The sequence below is a fragment of the Streptococcus sp. 2342 genome (assembly GCF_013276795.1).
Classification (GTDB): Bacteria; Bacillota; Bacilli; order Lactobacillales; family Streptococcaceae; genus Streptococcus.
Window position 1 is genome coordinate 16059 of record NZ_VMLR01000013.1, and the last position, 17985, is coordinate 34043.

At 41.2% G+C, this 17985-nt stretch carries 12 protein-coding genes and 4 pseudogenes; 14 read left to right on the forward strand and 2 right to left on the reverse strand.

Translation table 11 applies throughout. The features are described from left to right. Nucleotides 1-120: 120 nt before the first annotated feature. The 8 genes and pseudogenes from HT689_RS08845 (at nucleotide 121) to tnpA (ending at nucleotide 8985) form a co-directional block, all read left to right on the forward strand. A complete protein-coding gene (locus HT689_RS08845) occupies nucleotides 121-1083 on the forward strand; it encodes an Rpn family recombination-promoting nuclease/putative transposase (protein WP_173224594.1) in 963 nt (320 codons plus the stop codon). Between the two features lie 7 nt (nucleotides 1084-1090). Continuing rightward, nucleotides 1091-1519: pseudogene (locus tag HT689_RS08855) on the forward strand (hypothetical protein); the annotation flags it as partial. Nucleotides 1520-1523: 4 nt separating this feature from the next. Beyond that, nucleotides 1524-2018: pseudogene (locus HT689_RS08860) on the forward strand (hypothetical protein); the annotation flags it as partial. Nucleotides 2019-3153: 1135 nt separating this feature from the next. After that, nucleotides 3154-3453, forward strand: a pseudogene (locus HT689_RS09815) (N-acetylmuramoyl-L-alanine amidase family protein); the annotation flags it as partial. A gap of 145 nt (nucleotides 3454-3598) precedes the next feature. After that, the gene (locus HT689_RS08870; protein WP_173224605.1) at nucleotides 3599-4924 is read left to right on the forward strand and encodes an N-acetylmuramoyl-L-alanine amidase family protein; all 1326 of its coding nucleotides are present in this window, start codon (nucleotides 3599-3601) and stop codon (nucleotides 4922-4924) included. A 143-nt stretch (nucleotides 4925-5067) separates the two neighbouring features. After that, a complete protein-coding gene (locus HT689_RS08875; RefSeq protein ID WP_173224610.1) occupies nucleotides 5068-6678 on the forward strand; it encodes an N-acetylmuramoyl-L-alanine amidase family protein in 1611 nt (536 codons plus the stop codon). A gap of 127 nt (nucleotides 6679-6805) precedes the next feature. Then, nucleotides 6806-8191, forward strand: coding sequence for an LPXTG cell wall anchor domain-containing protein (locus tag HT689_RS09820; protein ID WP_240148087.1), 1386 nt, complete (start codon nucleotides 6806-6808; stop codon nucleotides 8189-8191). A gap of 278 nt (nucleotides 8192-8469) precedes the next feature. Beyond that, a pseudogene (gene tnpA, locus HT689_RS08885) lies at nucleotides 8470-8985 on the forward strand (IS200/IS605 family transposase). 158 nt (nucleotides 8986-9143) lie between these two features. On the opposite strand, the gene HT689_RS08890 reads toward tnpA, so the two are convergent. Then, nucleotides 9144-10043, reverse strand: coding sequence for an Rpn family recombination-promoting nuclease/putative transposase (locus tag HT689_RS08890; protein ID WP_173224613.1), 900 nt, complete (start codon nucleotides 10041-10043; stop codon nucleotides 9144-9146). A 147-nt stretch (nucleotides 10044-10190) separates the two neighbouring features. Here HT689_RS08890 and polA point away from each other — a divergent pair, with 147 nt between their 5' ends. Together polA and HT689_RS08900 are read left to right on the forward strand one after the other, a co-directional pair. After that, nucleotides 10191-12824 carry a DNA polymerase I gene (gene polA, locus HT689_RS08895; RefSeq protein ID WP_173224616.1) on the forward strand — a complete coding sequence of 878 codons (2634 nt, stop codon included), beginning with the start codon at nucleotides 10191-10193 and terminating at the stop codon, nucleotides 12822-12824. An 84-nt stretch (nucleotides 12825-12908) separates the two neighbouring features. After that, nucleotides 12909-13346, forward strand: a complete 438-nt coding sequence (locus tag HT689_RS08900; RefSeq protein ID WP_173224619.1) for a CoA-binding protein — start codon at nucleotides 12909-12911, stop codon at nucleotides 13344-13346. Between the two features lie 173 nt (nucleotides 13347-13519). On the opposite strand, the gene HT689_RS08905 is transcribed toward HT689_RS08900, so the two are convergent. After that, nucleotides 13520-14530 (reverse strand): YeiH family protein, encoded by a 1011-nt coding sequence (locus tag HT689_RS08905; RefSeq protein WP_173224622.1) that lies wholly within the window; start codon nucleotides 14528-14530, stop codon nucleotides 13520-13522. A gap of 148 nt (nucleotides 14531-14678) precedes the next feature. Here HT689_RS08905 and HT689_RS08910 point away from each other — a divergent pair, with 148 nt between their 5' ends. From HT689_RS08910 to HT689_RS08925, 4 genes are read left to right on the forward strand one after another with little or no spacing between them, the layout of a single operon-like run. Further along, a complete protein-coding gene (locus HT689_RS08910) occupies nucleotides 14679-15848 on the forward strand; it encodes a pyridoxal phosphate-dependent aminotransferase (protein ID WP_173224625.1) in 1170 nt (389 codons plus the stop codon). After that, nucleotides 15845-16615: a DNA repair protein RecO gene (gene recO, locus HT689_RS08915; RefSeq protein WP_173224628.1), complete on the forward strand. Its 771-nt coding sequence runs from the start codon at nucleotides 15845-15847 to the stop codon at nucleotides 16613-16615. The genes HT689_RS08910 and recO overlap by 4 nt, the downstream gene beginning before the upstream one ends. After that, nucleotides 16612-17604, forward strand: coding sequence for a phosphate acyltransferase PlsX (gene plsX, locus HT689_RS08920; RefSeq protein ID WP_050072407.1), 993 nt, complete (start codon nucleotides 16612-16614; stop codon nucleotides 17602-17604). Before recO ends, plsX begins: the two co-directional genes overlap by 4 nt. Before the next feature lie 5 nt (nucleotides 17605-17609). Next, nucleotides 17610-17843, forward strand: a complete 234-nt coding sequence (locus HT689_RS08925) for an acyl carrier protein (RefSeq protein ID WP_000136446.1) — start codon at nucleotides 17610-17612, stop codon at nucleotides 17841-17843. Nucleotides 17844-17985 lie beyond the last annotated feature (142 nt).

The following is a 17985-nucleotide window of genomic DNA, read 5'->3' on the forward strand; positions in this document are numbered from 1 at the left end:
GATAAACAATAATTTTAATAACTTTTATTTTTTTTCGTCTCTTTTCCGAATAAATAGATAGAGCCAGAGAATCTAGTAAACCTAGATTTAAAAATGTGCTATAATGAAAGGAGAAGAAATATGACCTTACGTCATCCGGGCATTAGCCCAACTAATGATTTGGTTGCTAAGAAAATCTTTAGCAACCCAGAAATCACTTGTCAATTTATTCGCGATATGCTGGACTTGCCAGCTAAAAATGTGACCATTTTGGAGGGAAGTAACATTCATGTCTTGCCTTCCCTGCCTTACTCGGCTCAGGATTTCTATACCAGTATAGACGTCTTGGCGGAGTTGGACAATGGAACACAGGTTATCATTGAAATTCAAGTTCATCATCAGAATTTTTTCATCAATCGCCTGTGGGCGTATCTGTGTAGTCAGGTCAATCAAAATCTCGAAAAAATTCGCCAACAAGAAGGAAACACTCACCAAAGTTATAAACACATAGCACCAGTATACGCTATTGCTATCGTTGACAGTAATTATTTTCAAGATGATTTAGCCTTTCACAGTTTTAGTATGCGAGAGGACACGACAGGTGAGATATTAACCATCACCAATAATGGACAAGAAAACCATTTAGTTAAGATGGCGTTCTTAGAACTAAAAAAATATAGAGAAACCAGCAAAGACGAGGTTCGCAAGCCATGGTTGGAGTTTTTCGGTAACAAGCCCTTTACCCAACAACCTGAGCGAGCCATAAGCCAAGCAGACCAACTGCTAGACTATAAAAGCTGGTCCGAGGAGGATAGGAAAATGTTTAGTGAACAACGCAGGCGTGAAGAACAAGCCTTACTCGCTCATGACTATGCCTTGGAAACAGCTAGGGCGGAAGGTATTGAACAGGGACTGGAGCGTGGTATTGAACAAGGACTTGAACGTGGCCGTGCAGAGGGTATTGAAAAAGGGCGAGAAGAGGGATTAAAAGTAGGTTTAGTAAATCTAGTACGTCAAGGTCTTCTAACACCTGAGGTTGCGAGTGAGCAATTAGGCATGACCGTGGCTGAGTTTGAAGAACTATTGAAAGACCATCATAAATAAGACCTAAAAATATAGAGAAACCAGCAAAGATGAGGTTCGCAAGCCATGGTTGGAGTTTTTCGGCAACAAGCCCTTTACCCAAGAACCCGAGCGAGCCATCAGCCAAGCAGACCAACTGCTGGACTACAAGAGCTGGTCCGAGGAGGACAGGAGAATGTTTAGTGAACAACGCAGGCGTGAAGAACAAGCCTTACTCGCTCATGACTATGCCTTGGAAACAGCTAGAGCGGAAGGAATCGAAAAAGGTTTAGAGCGAGGTCTTGAACGTGGTCGTGCAGAGGGTCTTGAACAAGGACGAGCAGAAGGCGTTGAACAGGGACTGGAGCGTGGGAAAATCTTTACCTTTCTAGATTTAGTACGCCAACATGTTTTAACTTCCGAATTCGCGAGTGAACAATTGGGTATGTCAGTAGCTGAGTTTGAGGCACTCTTATAAGGTCATCATAGTAATGGCGTTCTTGGAATTAAGAAAATACAGAGAAACCAGCAAAGACGAGGTTCGCAAACCGTGGTTGGAGTTTTTTGGGAATAAACCCTTTACCCAACAACCCGAGCGAGCCATCAGCCAAGCAGACCAACTGCTGGACTACAAGAGCTGGTCCGAGGAGGACAGGAAGATGTTTAGTCAACTACGTATGCGAGAAGAACAAGCCTTGTTGGCACAGGACTATGCTTTGGAAACAGCTAGAGCGGAAGGTCTTGAACAGGGATTGGAACGAGGTCTTGAGCGTAGTCGAGCAGAAGGTATTGAACAAGGTTTAGAGCGTGGACTTGAACGTGGTCGTGCAGAGGGTATTGAAAAAGGGCGCGAAGAAGGCATTGAAGAGGGATTAAAAGTAGGTTTAGTAAATCTAGTACATAAAGGTCTTTTGACATCCGAGGTTGCGAGTGAACAATTGGGCATGTCAGTAGCTGAGTTCGAGTCCTTGCTATGAGGTCACATTTTAAATAGTAGAAAGTTAATGAAATGGCGAGTTATTTCTAAAATACTTGTCATTTTTGCTTGACATTTGGAAGGGGTTATAGGATAATATCATGGAAGTGAGTTCTATCCAACTATCGATATGGATTAGATATGTGAGGTTTGACTCAGGGTTTAAGAAATTTGTGAGATTTTCACTTGTGAGATACGGTATTTGAAGAGTATTTCATCTCACAAAGACGTTTTTTCCCCTTTTTTGAAAAAAATAGGTAAAAAGTTGATGAAAACCCTTGACAAATCCTGCAAATATTTATATACTGTATGGTAGTAAGATAGTCTTACGAAAAAATATTTTAAAGAAAAATAAAGGAGATAAAACGATGAAAAAAGTTTTATTGACAAGCGCAGTCGCTCTTGCAGCATTTGGTGCTGTACAAGCTGTTTCAGCTGACAGACAATTGACACCTGAAGAAGCAGCATCAGTTAGAAAAGTTGAAAAAACTTACGATCCTTCACAAGTGGAAAAAGCAACTGAAACTAACCGTGCTGAACAAGTTCTAGCAAATGGAGATAAAGTAGTATCTGTTCAATATGCAGATGGTTCTACTTATACTTATTTGGTAATTAATCCTAACAATCAATTCAAGGATAAAGTATCTAATCCATATGATAGCCAATTTAATCTTAAAGATGGTAAAGTTCAAAAGGTTGTACCATTCACAAATGGAACACATGGACGTATCAACGTTAAAGATAAACAAGGTGCACCAGTTGCAGGTGTTGAATTTGAGCTATTAGTTTACAAAACTACTGAAGATTTCTTGAATGCTCAAGGTGGAAAACCTGTTAAAGATGCCCCAGCTCTTGTAAGTGCTAAGACAAATGAAGCAGGTGATGCTGAGTTTGAATTACACGAGGGTGGAGTAGCGGTTTACCGTATTTTGACAGTACCAAAAGGTTACTTTTTACCTGAGCGCCTAACAAAATCTTCACTATTTACAGCAGATGCAGTTGGACGTAACGAAAATAATGATATGTATGTAAATGCATCAGTTGAAATTGAAAAAACTGACAGCTACAATGTTGTTCGTACTGAGTGGGTTCAAGGTGAAAACGGCTGGCACTACTATGACAACAACAAACAAGTTACTGGTTGGAAACAAATCGACGGTAAATGGTACTTCTTTAACGCTGAAGGCGTAATGCAAAAATGGTGGGTTAAAGATGGTAACACTTGGTACTACCTAAATGGTTCAGGTGCTATGGAAACTGGTTGGTTGCAACACGGTGGCAAATGGTACTTCCTTGAAGCATCAGGTGCTATGAAAGCTAGCCAATGGTTTGAAGTTGCTGGTAAATGGTACTACGTTGACGGTTCTGGTGCCCTTGCAGTTAATACTACTGTAGGTGGATACACTGTAAACGGAAACGGTGAATGGGTTAAATAATCTAGTTTAATCAAAAAAGCAGGAGATTTCTTCTGCTTTTTATTTTTTCCATAAAAAGTTCAGTTTTTTTTAGAATTTTTTTAAAAAATAAGATACAATAAAACTAGGTTTATTACCTAAAATTTTAAACATGGAGAATGCTCATATGAAAAATAAAAAAGCTTTAGCCCTAGCAGTAGCTAGCTTGACAATGGCAAGTGCAGCAGTTTTAACCAGTTACTCTGCAATTACAGCTCGTCCAGTAAGTGCGGAAGAAGTTGTTTATAGAACTGAGTGGATCACAGTGATTAATGGTCGTTCACAAGAACGTAAGACAGTATTTTTTGAAGATGGGAATCAGCCGATCTCTAAACATTCGACAATTGAAGGATTTGAATTTCAACGTGCCTATGTTGAAGGGGGAAGAAAATACTACTTATTCGTTGAGAAAGGGACAAAGATTGATGATTATGTAAACGATCCCGATGCGTCTGTCAGTGAGTTAAATACTCAAGGCTATAAAACTTCTGATAAAGATGTAAAATGGCGTGTGTCTGCTGGTAATCGTTATCTTTACTATAAAGGAAATCCTGTAAAAGGTTGGGCTAATGTTGATGGAAAAACTTACTATTTTGATAGTGAAGGTGTTATGGCTCACGGAGTTCTTGAAAACACATCTGAACGTTACTATCTAGACGGACAAGGTGTTAAGAAAACTGGTTTCATTAAAGTAGGAGAAAAAACCTATTATTTTGTGTCAGATGGAGCTCGTAAGACAGAGATTATCTCTGAAAATGGAAAAACTTATTTTGTCAAAGATGGTGTTGTGACAATTGGAGCGCATAAGGTAGGTGATAAATGGTACTTCTTTGCTGAAGACGGTACAACCAAGTCAGGTATTGTAAAAGATAGTGCTGGAAAATGGTATTACATTACTACAGAAGGTGAGCGTAAGACAGGTCTTATCAAGGGTGCTGGCGATAAGTATTACTATGTCACTGAAGAAGGTGAACGTAAGTTTGGGGAAATTACCGTTGATGGTAAAACATATTTCTTAACAGATGAATCTAATACAAAAGCTGGCTGGAATAAAGTTGATAGTAACTGGATTTATGTAAATAAAGAAGGCAAACGTCAAGTTGGCTGGTTACAAGATGGTGGTAAGTGGTATTACTTTAACGCTGAAGGCATCATGCAAAAATGGTGGGTTAAAGATGGTAGCACTTGGTACTACCTAAATGGTTCAGGCGAAATGCAAACAGGCTGGTTGCAAGATGGTAGCACTTGGTACTATTTAAACAGTTCAGGTGCTATGCAAACAGGTTGGGCTAAAGTAGGTGATTCATGGTACTACCTTAAAGGTTCAGGTGCTATGGTAACTGGCTGGTTCCAAGTTGGTGGTAAATGGTACTATGCTTATAGTTCAGGTGCCCTTGCAGTAAATACTACAGTCGGTGGCTACTATGTAAATGCCAACGGTGAATGGGTATAAAATAACAAAGAGAGTGGTTTGAACCGCTCTCTTTCTGTTATTGTTAAATATTTATACACTTTTTATGTTTTTTTATTGCATTTATTATAGGAAAGAGATATAATCTATATAAATTTAACCATTTAATAAAGGAGGTTCTTCTCATGAAGAAAACACTAACAGGTATCTTACTAGCTACTTCAGTGCTAGCTATGGCTTCAGTTCAACAAGTAAAAGCTGCCGAAACAGGGGCAACAACGACTTCAACAACTTCTACGGTTAAAGAAGTCCACTATGCAACATTTAAAAATGGTGGACCTGTAGATATCAAAGCTGCACTTACAGGTGCTGCTGTGACAGCTGCATCTATTGAGAATCACCCTGAAATTGCAAGTTATATCTATACTTCTAGTAGAGAAGAAGATGGTATTATGTATCATATGTATGCGCCTACTGCTACGACAGGTACTACGAATTCTGGTACTCAGACCAATCCATACCATAGAGATAACAACCAAAACAATGGTAGCACTAGTAATGCTAATGGGAATAATAACCAAAATAGTACTGGTGCAAACAATAATAATGGCTCAACAACAAATTCTAATTCTCCAGTAAAAAAAGTTCGTTTTGTAGAATATAAACCTGGTAGTGATGTTCCAGTTGATATTAAAGATCCACGTACAGGCTCTGCAGCTTCTGATACCAGTCGTCTGGATATTGCCAACTATACTTATGTTACTGGTGAATTAAAAGGTGATACACTTTACCATATCTATCGCTCAAATTCAACAACTAATACTAACCAAAATCAGTCTGCAGCGGCAGGTCAGTTCAAAACAGAGAACGGAAAAGTCTACTATATCAAGGATGGTAAAAAGGTTAGTGGTTGGCAAAAAATCGATGATAAGACTTACTACTTTGAAGCTGATGGAGCTATGAAAAAAGGTCTATTGACTTCAGGTGATAAGCAATACTATTTAGATGAAAAAGATGGTGTTAAAAAGCTAGGCTTTGTAAAAGTTGCTGATAAGGTTTACTATTTTGTTGAAAATGGTGATAAGAAAACTGGCTTTATCAAAATTGCTGATAAAACTTACTATCTAAAAGAAGGTGTTCGTCTAACAGGGGATATTACAGTAGACGGGAAACATTATTTCTTAGATGAGGAAGGTGTCCTTAAACCAGGTCTTGTTTTAATTGATGGTAAAAAATTCTTCATTGATGATGAGGGAAATCGTCATGTTGGATGGAAGAAAATTGGACTGGATTGGTATTATTTCTCTAAAGAAGATGGAATGAAGACAGGTTGGGTCAAAGATGGGGCATGGTATTACTTGGATGAAACTGGTGTGATGAAAACTGGTTGGAAACAAGTTGATGGTAATTGGTACTATCTTAACGACTCAGGTGCTATGCAGACAGGCTGGAAATTTATAAATGGTAGTTGGTACCATTTTGACAGTTTAGGTAAAATGGGTACTAGATGGATAAAAGACAATGGTACATGGTATTATCTTGACGGTTCAGGTGCTATGCAGACTGGTTGGAAGCTTTTAGATGGTAACTGGTATTACCTCAATGCTTCAGGTGCTATGCAAACAGGTTGGCTCAAGCAAGGTGGTACATGGTATTATCTTGCTGGCTCAGGTGCTATGAAGACAGGTTGGTACCAAGTTAGCGGTAAATGGTATTACTCATATTCATCAGGTGCATTGGCTGTGAACACAACTATCGATGGTTACACAGTAAATGCCAATGGTGAGTGGGTATAATGAATATAATAAAGAAATAAGGGGAAATTCCTCTTATTTTTTTGTCAATAGGGATGTTATTTTTTGATTTCTCCGAAAGAAAATGGTGCAATGAAAGTAAAAAGATATTAGAGGTGGTAAATACTTTATGGATAAGAAAAAACTTTTCACTGCTAGCTTGGCTAGTGTAGCTGTTTTAGGGACAGGTTTCCTTGCTTCTCACCCATCAGTTGTGAAGGCTGAAGAAGCAGCTTCAACTGCTGTGACTAAAGAAGATGTCGCTGATTACTTTACAGAGTTAGAAAAACAAGCTGAAGAAGCTATTAATAAAAATGATAAAATTAAAGATAAAGAAGTAGCAATCTTAGAAGCTAAGGCAGCTATCGGTAAAGAAGATTTATTAAAAGCTATTGATGAAAAACAAATCACACCTGAAGAAGTACTAAAAGACTTAGCAGAAGCTAGCAAGACTGAATCAGATGAAGCAGACCCAGGAAAATATGGTGAAAACTATGCACCTGTAGAAGTTAAAGATGCAAAACCTGCTCCAGGTGCTGAATTAAAACGTAACGAATCTGGTGAAGTTACCGAAGTTAAACCAATCAATGGTGGAATTGACGCTGATGCTCAAGATAAAATCAACAAACGTTTAGATGAAGAAAATACAGATGTTAAAGATGCAGAAGAAAGATTAGCTGCAGCTAAACATGATGAAAAAGAAGCTGAATCTAATAGAGAAGAAGCTAAAGCAGCTGTTGAAGCAGCTAAAGAAAATGTGAAAGCAGCTCAAGAGGAATTAGCAGCTGCAAAAGAAGCTAAAGCAAAATTTGAAAAAGAATTAGCAAGCTATAAAGATGCTGACGGTGAACAAGCTGATCAATATAGAGAAGCAGCAAGAGCTGATTTAGAAAAAGCTGAAGCAGCATTAAAAGATGCAGAAGAAACATTAAAACAAGCAGAAAAAGAAGCAAAAGAAGCTAAAGCTGCATTAGAACAAGCAGATGAAGATTATTATTCATATGTAGCAGACCGTGAAGCAGAAGAAGTTCGTGTACTACGTCGTCAAATTGCAAAAGATAAAGCTGATGGAAAAGATACTACAGCATTAGAAGAAGAACTTAATATTGCTTTAAATGGTGTAAAACCAGCGGTAAATGAAGTTAACCCATACGAAGGTCCAGTAACTGGTTCTGATTCAGGTAACAGTAACCTAGACCATCAGGCAAATGGTGGGGAGTATCCAGGTGATCGCTATATTATTAACAGACCATCTGTTACACCAGGTTCAACAACACCATCTACACCAGCTCCTGGAACAGATACTCCAGCTGCACCAACAGCTGAAACACCAGCACCGACAGCTCCAGCTGTAGCAGGTACTAGTCAAGACAACACTTATCAAGCACCAGCTGCAAAAGCAGAAGATAAGAAAGAACTTCCAAACACTGGTGGCAAAGATAATGCTGCAATTGCATCATTAGGATTCCTAGGCTTGCTCCTTGGTGCCCTTCCATTTGTGAAACGCAAAAACTAATTAGTTAAAAATATGAAAGAGAAGGACTTGTTACCTTCTCTTTTTGTGTATATAATCGCGTGAGGGTTTTGTTGGATAGTAGAAAATAAAAAGTGAACAAGACAATATTTCATTCTTGTTCGCTTTTATTATGTGACTATTAGTCCGTCTCGCTCCGCTAGGTGCGAGACAAAAGAACCACCCGCTATGCGGGTGCGCGTCGAAGGTTATACCAAAAAAACTCCGAACACGATACAATAAAGGTGTTCAAGTCAATTGTAAAGCGAAAGGAGAAAAATATGGCACAAAAGGCTCATAGTTTATCGCACACAAAGTGGAATTGTAAGTATCACATTGTGTTCACCCCTAAGTATAGACGAAAAGTTATCTATAATCAATATCGAAGTAGTTTAGGCGAAATATTTCATCGCTTGTGTAGTTATAAAGGAGTTGAAATTATCGAGGGTCACTTAATGCCAGACCATGTATACATGTTAGTAAGTATTCCACCAAGGATAAGTGTTTCGAGTTTCATGGGTTATTTAAAAGGAAAAAGTGCACTCATGATGTTTGACAAACACGCCAATCTCAAGTACAAGTTTGGGAATCGACATTTCTGGGCGGAAGGTTATTATGTGAGTACGGTGGGACTCAATGAAGCCACAATTAAGAAATATATTCAAGAGTAAAGAAATTATCCAGTGGATGATTTCTTCACGAGTATGAATATTTAAGAACGAGTAAAGCATGATATAGCACTAGATAAATTGAGTGTAAAAGAATATGAGGATCCCTTTAGGGATAGTGGTAAGTAATACTAAAGCCTCTTTAAGAGGCAAGTGACGAGTCAAGAGCAATGAGGCTTGAACAAAGTGAAAGCCAGCGTCTTTAGGCGCTGGCTGGTAATTTGGGCTTATAGCCCTGGTACAAACCACCCGTTTTAGGGGTGGTCATGATTAGTGATTGTATAATCTTATAACAATGCTTCAAACTCAGCGACAGTCATGCTCAACTGCTGGCTGGCAACCTCGGAAGTCAGGAGACCTTGGCGGACTAGATTTACTAAACCTACTTTTAATCCCTGTTCAATCCCCTCCGCACGACCACGTTCTAAGCCCTTTTCCTCCGCTTGTTCCAAGGCATAGTCATGGGCCAATAATGCTTGTTCTTCGCGCATACGTAGTTGACTAAACATCTTCCTGTCCTCCTCGGACCAGCTCTTGTAGTCCAGCAGTTGATCTGCTTGGCTGATAGCTCGCTCGGGTTGTTGGGTAAAGGGTTTGTTCCCAAAAAACTCTAACCACGGCTTGCGAACCTCGTCTTTGCTGGTTTCTCTGTATTTTTTTAATTCCAAGAATGCCATCTTGACTAGATGGTTTTCTTGTCCATTATTGGTGATGGTTAAGACTTCACCCGTCGTATCTTCTCGCATGCTAAAACTGTGGAAAGCTAGATCATCTTGGAAATAATTACTATCCACAATAGCTATTGCGTAAACAGGTGCGATATGCTTGTAGCTCTGGTGAGTATCACCTTCTCGTTGGCGAATTTTTTCGAGGTTTTGATTGACCTGGCTGCACAGATAAGCCCACAGACGATTGATGAAAAAATTTTGATGATGAACTTGAATCTCAATGATAACCTGTGTCCCATTGTCCAACTCAGCCAAAACATCTATACTAGTGTAAAAATCCTGCGCTGAGTACGGCAGGGAAGGCAAGACGTGAATGTTACTTCCCTCCAAAATCGTCACATTTTTTGCTGGCAAGTCCAGCATATCGCGAATAAACTGACAAGTGATTTCTGGGTTGCTAAAGATTTTCTTAGCTACCAAGTCATTGGTTGGGCTAATGCCCGGATGTCTGAGAATCATCCTTTTCCTCCTTTTATTATACCACAGTTTTAAATCTAAGTTTGCTAGATTCACTGCTACTATCTATTTATTCGGAAAAAGTTTGAAAAATACTTGCTCTGGCTCTTTCCAATGGTATTTTTTGGTGCTTTCCTTTATAATGGGTGTATGGATAAGAAAAAATTATTATTGATTGATGGGTCTTCTGTTGCTTTTCGGGCGTTTTTTGCGCTCTATCAACAGTTGGACCGTTTTAAGAATGCGGCTGGTTTGCATACCAATGCGATTTATGGCTTTCAGTTGATGTTGAGCCATTTGTTGGAACGGGTTGAGCCGAGTCATATTTTGGTGGCTTTTGATGCGGGAAAGACGACCTTCCGTACAGAGATGTATGCGGACTATAAGGGTGGTCGGGCTAAGACTCCTGATGAGTTTCGTGAGCAATTTCCTTTCATTCGTGAGTTGTTGGATCATATGGGAATTCGTCACTATGAGTTGGCTCAGTATGAGGCGGATGACATTATTGGGACACTAGATAAATTAGCTGAACAAGATGGTTTTGATATTACCATTGTCAGTGGGGACAAGGACTTGATTCAGCTGACGGATGAGCATACGGTGGTTGAAATTTCCAAAAAAGGTGTGGCTGAGTTTGAGGCCTTTACGCCAGAATATCTTATGGAAAAGATGGGCATTACACCGACTCAGTTTATCGATCTTAAGGCGCTTATGGGAGATAAGTCGGATAATATTCCTGGGGTGACCAAAATCGGTGAAAAGACGGGTATCAAGCTCTTGCTGGAGCATGGTTCGCTTGAGGGTATTTATGAAAATATCGATGGGATGAAGACTTCTAAGATGAAGGAAAATCTCATCAATGATAAGGAACAGGCCTTTTTGTCGAAAACACTGGCGACCATTGATACCAAGGCACCGATTGAGATTGGTTTGGAGGATTTGGTCTATAGTGGTCCAGATGTTGAAAATCTCGGGAAATTCTACGATGAGATGGGCTTCAAACAGCTCAAGCAGGCTTTAAATGTGTCGTCAGCTGATGTGGCTGAGAGTTTGGACTTTACTATTGTTGACCAAATCAGTCAAGATATGCTGACTGAAGAGTCTATCTTCCATTTTGAGCTTTTTGGTGAGAATTACCATACGGATGATTTGGTTGGTTTTGCTTGGTCTTGTGGAGATAAGCTCTATGCCACAGACAAGCTTGAGCTTTTGCAAGAGCCTATTTTTAAGGATTTTCTAGAAAAAACACCTCTGAGAGTTTATGACTTTAAGAAGGCTAAAGTTCTCTTGAATCGTTTGGGTATTGATTTGCAGGCACCTGCTTTTGACAGCCGTTTGGCTAAATATCTCCTTTCGACTGTGGAGGACAATGAAATTGCGACCATCGCTAGTCTTTATGGTCAGACTTATTTGGTTGATGATGAGACTTTCTATGGTAAGGGAGTCAAGAAGGTCATTCCTGGACGCGAGAAATTCTTGGAACATTTGGCTCGTAAGCTTGCTGTGTTGGTCGAAACAGAGCCTGTTTTGCTTGAAAAACTTAGCGAAAATGGGCAGTTAGAGCTTCTTTATGATATAGAGCAACCTCTGGCCTTTGTCCTTGCCAAGATGGAAATCGCTGGGATTAAGGTTAAAAAAGAAACCTTGCTTGAGATGCAGGCTGAAAATGAGCTTGTCATTGAAAAACTAACTCAGGAGATTTACGAACTGGCTGGTGAGGAGTTTAATATCAACTCGCCTAAGCAGTTGGGCGTACTTCTCTTTGAAAAATTGGGACTTCCTCTAGAATACACTAAGAAAACCAAAACTGGATACTCGACAGCGGTGGATGTGTTGGAGCGTCTAGCTCCTATTGCGCCAATTGTTAAGAAAATTCTTGACTACCGTCAGATTGCTAAGATTCAATCTACCTATGTAATTGGCTTGCAGGACTGGATTTTGGCTGATGGAAAGATCCACACGCGCTATGTGCAGGATTTGACTCAGACTGGGCGTCTGTCTAGTGTGGATCCAAACTTGCAAAATATTCCTGTGCGTTTGGAACAGGGGCGTCTCATTCGTAAGGCTTTTGTGCCAGAGTGGGAGGATAGTGTCCTTCTCAGCTCGGACTATTCACAGATTGAATTACGCGTTTTGGCGCATATTTCTAAGGATGAGCACTTGATTAAGGCTTTCCAAGAGGGGGCAGATATCCATACTTCGACAGCCATGCGGGTCTTTGGCATTGAGCGTCCTGAGGATGTGACTGCAAACGACCGTCGCAATGCCAAGGCAGTTAACTTTGGAGTGGTTTACGGGATTTCAGATTTTGGTTTGTCTAATAATCTGGGTATTAGTCGTAAGGAAGCCAAAGACTACATTGACACCTACTTTGAACGCTTCCCAGGTATTAAAAACTATATGGATGAAGTGGTGCGTGAGGCGCGTGATAAGGGCTATGTAGAGACCCTCTTCAAGCGTCGCCGTGAGTTGCCAGATATCAATTCGCGAAACTTTAATATTCGTGGTTTTGCAGAGCGGACAGCTATCAACTCTCCTATCCAGGGTTCGGCAGCAGATATTCTCAAGATTGCTATGATCCAGCTGGATAAAGCCTTGGTTGCAGGTGGTTATCAGACTAAGATGCTGTTACAAGTGCACGATGAAATCGTCCTTGAAGTGCCTAAATCTGAATTGGTAGAGATGAAAAAATTGGTGAAACAAACCATGGAAGAAGCCATTCAACTCAGTGTTCCTCTTATCGCAGATGAGAATGAAGGGGCAACCTGGTACGAGGCTAAATAAAAAGGGGGCTAGTCCTCCTTTTTTGTAGTAGAATTCTGCAAGCCTTTTCAAATTGTGCTATACTGATGAAAAAGGAGGATTTCTATGAGTCAAGAATTTATCAATCCAAGTGATGGCGTGATTCGTCAGTATCTAACAGCGAGTAAAACCCTTGCTGTGGTGGGCTTGTCAGACCGTGAAGAAACAACTAGCAATCGAGTGACCAAGGAAATGCAGGCTCGGGGTTATAAAATCATCCCAGTCAATCCCAAGGCGGCAGGTGGTGAAATCTTGGGTGAGAAGGCTTATGCTAGCCTAGCGGAGATTCCTTTTCCTGTAGATATTGTCAATGTTTACCGTCGCAGTGAGTTTTTGCCAGATGTGGCGCGTGATTTTCTCAAGGCTGATGCCAAGATTTTTTGGGCACAGCTAGGACTTGAAAGTCTAGAAGCGGAAGAGATTTTGCGTGCTGGTGGATGCGATGACATTGTGATGAATCGCTGCATCAAGAGAGAACATACTCGCTTAATTGAGGAAGCATAAGAAAAGGTAGCTGGTGGGCTACCTTTTGTGTTATACTCAATGAAAGTCAAAGAGCAAACTAGCCGCAGGCTGCTCAAAACACTGTTTTGAGGTTGTAGATAAGACTGACGAAGTCAGTCACATATATACGGCAAGGCGACGTTGACGTGGTTTGAAGAGATTTTCGAAGAGTATTAGAAAATGCCGATAAGGGTCTGCATACCAAGACTGGTGAGGATGATGGCAATCCAACAGATGGCTCCGAGAACAATGGATTTTCCACTGGATTTGACCATAGCTAGCAGATTGGTTTTGAGTCCGATAGCACTCATGGCCATGATAATGAGGAATTTGGAGAGTTGTTTGAGAGGGGTAAAGAAACTACTAGACACACCGAGAGAGGTCAGAAGGGTGGTTAGGAGCGATGCAAGGATGAAGTAAAGGATAAAAAGAGGGAAGACTTTTTTCAGTTGTAATCCTTGCTTATTTTTTTGTTCACGACTTTGCCAGTAGGAGAGAAAGAGAGTGATGGGGATGATAGCCAGAGTACGTGTGAGTTTGACAATGGTTGCGGATTCGAGGGTATTGGTCTGGTAGAGACTGTCCCAGGCGCTGGCGGTAGCCGTTACAGAGGAAGTATCGTTGACCGCAGTTCCTGCAAAGAGGGCGAAGCCGTCATTGGATAGATGAAGCCAGGTACCTAGAGTTGGAAAGATGAGTGCAGCCAAGACATTGAAGAAAAAGATCACGGAGATGGCTTGGGCTACTTCCTTTTCCTTAGCGTGGATAACAGGCGCTGTCGCCGCAATGGCAGAACCCCCACAGATAGAAGAACCTACTCCAATCAAGGTAGCCAGTTTTGTGTCCAGTGTAAAGAAGCGCTGGAAGAGGTAGGCAACAATCAAGGCTATTGAAATGGTGGACAGGATGACAGGGAGTGAAGATTGCCCAACTGCGAAGACTTGCGAGATATTGAGACCAAAACCAAGCAAGATAACGGCATACTGGAGCAATTTTTTAGAACTAAAGGTCAATCCCGCATCCAGTTGTTTATAGGGCGAGAGAAAGGGATGTAGGAGCATGCCTATGAAAATGGCAAACACGGGTGCGCCAATAACAGGGAAGAATCCTCCTAAGTACCAAGATACGATAGAAATGAGAAGGCAGGCCAAGATACCTGCTTCATTTTTTGATAGAAATGACATAAGAACCTCCAAATAGAATCTGTTACCATTATAGACCTGTTAACAGGAAAAGTAAAATAGAAAGTGGAAAGCTATTCTCTAATGTATTTTTGCGGTCGGGGGGCTTTTGTAGTATAATAGAGATACGTTTTGAAAGTAGGAGGTATCTATGGATTTAACTAAGCGCTTTAATAAACAGTTAGATAAGATTCAAGTTTCGTTGATTCGTCAGTTTGACCAGGCTATTTCGGAGATTCCTGGGGTCTTGCGTTTGACCTTGGGGGAACCTGATTTTACAACGCCAGATCATGTCAAGGAGGCGGCTAAGCGAGCGATTGATCAGAACCAATCCTACTATACAGGGATGAGTGGCCTGCTGACTCTACGTCAGGCAGCCAGTGACTTTGTTAAGGAAAAGTACCAACTGGACTATGCTCCTGAAAATGAAATCTTGGTTACAATTGGGGCGACAGAGGCCTTATCTGCTACTTTGACAGCTATTTTGGAAGAGGGAGACAAGGTGCTCTTGCCAGCTCCTGCTTATCCGGGTTATGAACCGATTGTCAATCTAGTTGGGGCAGAGGTTGTCGAGATTGATACAACTGAAAATGGGTTTGTCTTGACTCCTGAAATGTTGGAGAAGGCCATTTTGGAGCAAGGTGACAAGCTCAAGGCGGTTATTCTCAACTATCCAGCTAATCCGACAGGAATTACCTATAGTCGGGAGCAGTTGGAAGCCTTGGCAGATGTTTTACGCAAGTACGAGATTTTCGTTGTCTGTGATGAGGTCTACTCAGAATTGACCTATACAGGGGAAGCCCATGTATCTCTAGGAACGATGTTGAGAGACCAGGCTATCATTATCAATGGTTTGTCGAAATCGCATGCTATGACTGGTTGGCGTTTGGGTCTGATTTTCGCTCCTGCGGCCTTCACAGCCCAGTTGATTAAGAGTCACCAGTATTTGGTTACTGCTGCAAATACCATGGCTCAACACGCTGCGGTGGAAGCCTTGACGGCTGGTAAAAATGATGCGGAACCTATGAAAAAGGAATACATCCAGCGTCGGGACTATATCATCGAGAAAATGACTGCTCTTGGTTTTGAGATTATCAAACCAGACGGTGCCTTCTATATCTTTGCTAAGATTCCAGCGGGCTATAATCAAGATTCCTTTGACTTTCTCAAGGATTTTGCTCAGAAGAAGGCCGTTGCCTTTATCCCTGGAGCTGCCTTTGGGCGTTACGGAGAAGGCTATGTGCGTCTGTCTTATGCAGCCAGCATGGAGACGATCAAAGAAGCCATGAAACGACTTGAGGAGTACATGAGAGAAGCATGATTCAGTCTATCACGAGTCAAGGCTTGGTGCTCTACAATCGCAATTTTCGTGAGGATGACAAGCTAGTCAAGATTTTTACTGAGCAGGCTGGTAAGCGGATGTTTTTCGTCAAACATGCTGGCCAGTCCAAACTGGCTCCTGTTATTCAGCCCTTGGTGCTGGCACGATTTCTCTTGCGAATCAATGATGATGGGCTCAGTTACATTGAGGACTATCATGAGGTGATGACCTTTCCCAAGATTAATAGCGATCTTTTTGTCATGGCTTATGCGACCTATGTGGCAGCTCTTGCAGATGCTAGTTTGCAGGATAATCAGCAGGATGCTCCCTTGTTTGCTTTTTTACAAAAGACTTTGGAGTTGATGGAAGCAGGTTTGGATTATCAGGTTTTGACCAATATTTTTGAAATCCAAATCTTGACCAGATTTGGGATCGGCCTCAATTTTAATGAGTGTGTCTTCTGCCATCGGGTCGGTCAGGCTTTTGACTTTTCTTTCAAATATGGAGCCTGCCTCTGTTCAGACCATTATCATGAAGATGAGAGACGTTGCCATCTCAATCCCAATATCCCTTATCTGCTCAATCAGTTTCAAGCCATTGATTTTGAGACCTTGGAGACCATTTCGCTCAAGCCTGAAATCAAGCAAGAGCTACGCCAATTTATGGATCAACTCTACGAAGAGTACGTTGGGATTCACCTAAAATCAAAGAAATTTATTGATTCCCTAGCAGACTGGGGACAATTACTAAAAGAGGAAAACAAATGAAAAAAATCGCAGTAGATGCCATGGGAGGCGATTACGCACCCCAAGCCATCGTTGAGGGTGTAAATCAAGCCCTAGCTGACTTTTCAGATATCGAGGTTCAACTCTACGGAGATGAAGCTAAAATCAAGCAATATCTAACAGCAACAGAGCGCGTCAGCATTATCCATACGGATGAGAAGATTGATTCAGACGATGAACCTACGAGAGCTATTCGGAAGAAGAAAAATGCCAGTATGGTCTTGGCGGCTAAGGCTGTCAAAGATGGAGAGGCAGATGCTGTCCTATCGGCTGGGAATACAGGTGCTTTACTAGCAGCAGGATTCTTTATCGTGGGTCGTATCAAGAATATTGATCGTCCTGGGCTTATGTCAACATTGCCAACTATTGATGGGAAAGGTTTTGACATGCTGGACCTCGGTGCTAATGCAGAAAATACAGCCCAGCATCTCCATCAATACGCGGTTCTAGGTTCCTTCTATGCTAAAAATGTCCGTGGAATTGCGCAACCACGTGTTGGCTTACTTAACAACGGAACAGAGAGTAGCAAGGGTGACCCGCTTCGTAAGGAAACTTACGAATTACTAGCAGCTGATGAAAGTTTGAACTTTATCGGAAACGTGGAAGCGCGTGATTTGATGAATGGCGTTGCGGATGTTGTCGTGGCAGATGGTTTCACGGGAAACGCTGTGCTCAAATCCATTGAAGGAACAGCCATGGGAATCATGGGCTTGCTCAAGACAGCTATTACAGGTGGTGGTCTCCGAGCGAAACTAGGCGCACTCCTTCTCAAGGACAGCCTCAGAGGTTTGAAAAAACAGCTCAACTATTCAGATGTTGGTGGAGCGGTCTTGTTTGGTGTTAAGGCACCGGTTGTCAAGACTCATGGCTCAAGCGATGCCAAGGCTGTTTATAGTACGATTCGCCAGATTCGTACCATGCTAGAAACAGACGTAGTTGCCCAGACTGCGCGTGAATTTTCAGGAGAATAAAAGAGATGACAGAAAAAGAAATTTTTGACCGTATTGTAACCATTATCCAAGAGCGACAGGGAGAGGATTTTGTCGTGACAGAATCCTTGAGTCTGAAAGACGACTTGGATGCTGACTCAGTTGACTTGATGGAGTTTATCTTGACGCTGGAAGATGAATTTAATATCGAAATCAGCGACGAAGAAATTGACCAACTGCAGAGCGTAGGAGATGTGGTTAAAATCATTCAAGGAAAATAGCAATAGGAGTTCCAAGGCATTTGCTTTGGAATTTTTTATTTGCTTTAAATGACCGTTTAGGAACAGATTTAGTCTTTCTAGGGACAGGAGAAATCTGAGGACAAATAGGGGATATAATGGAGTTAGAAAAAATTAATCTCCA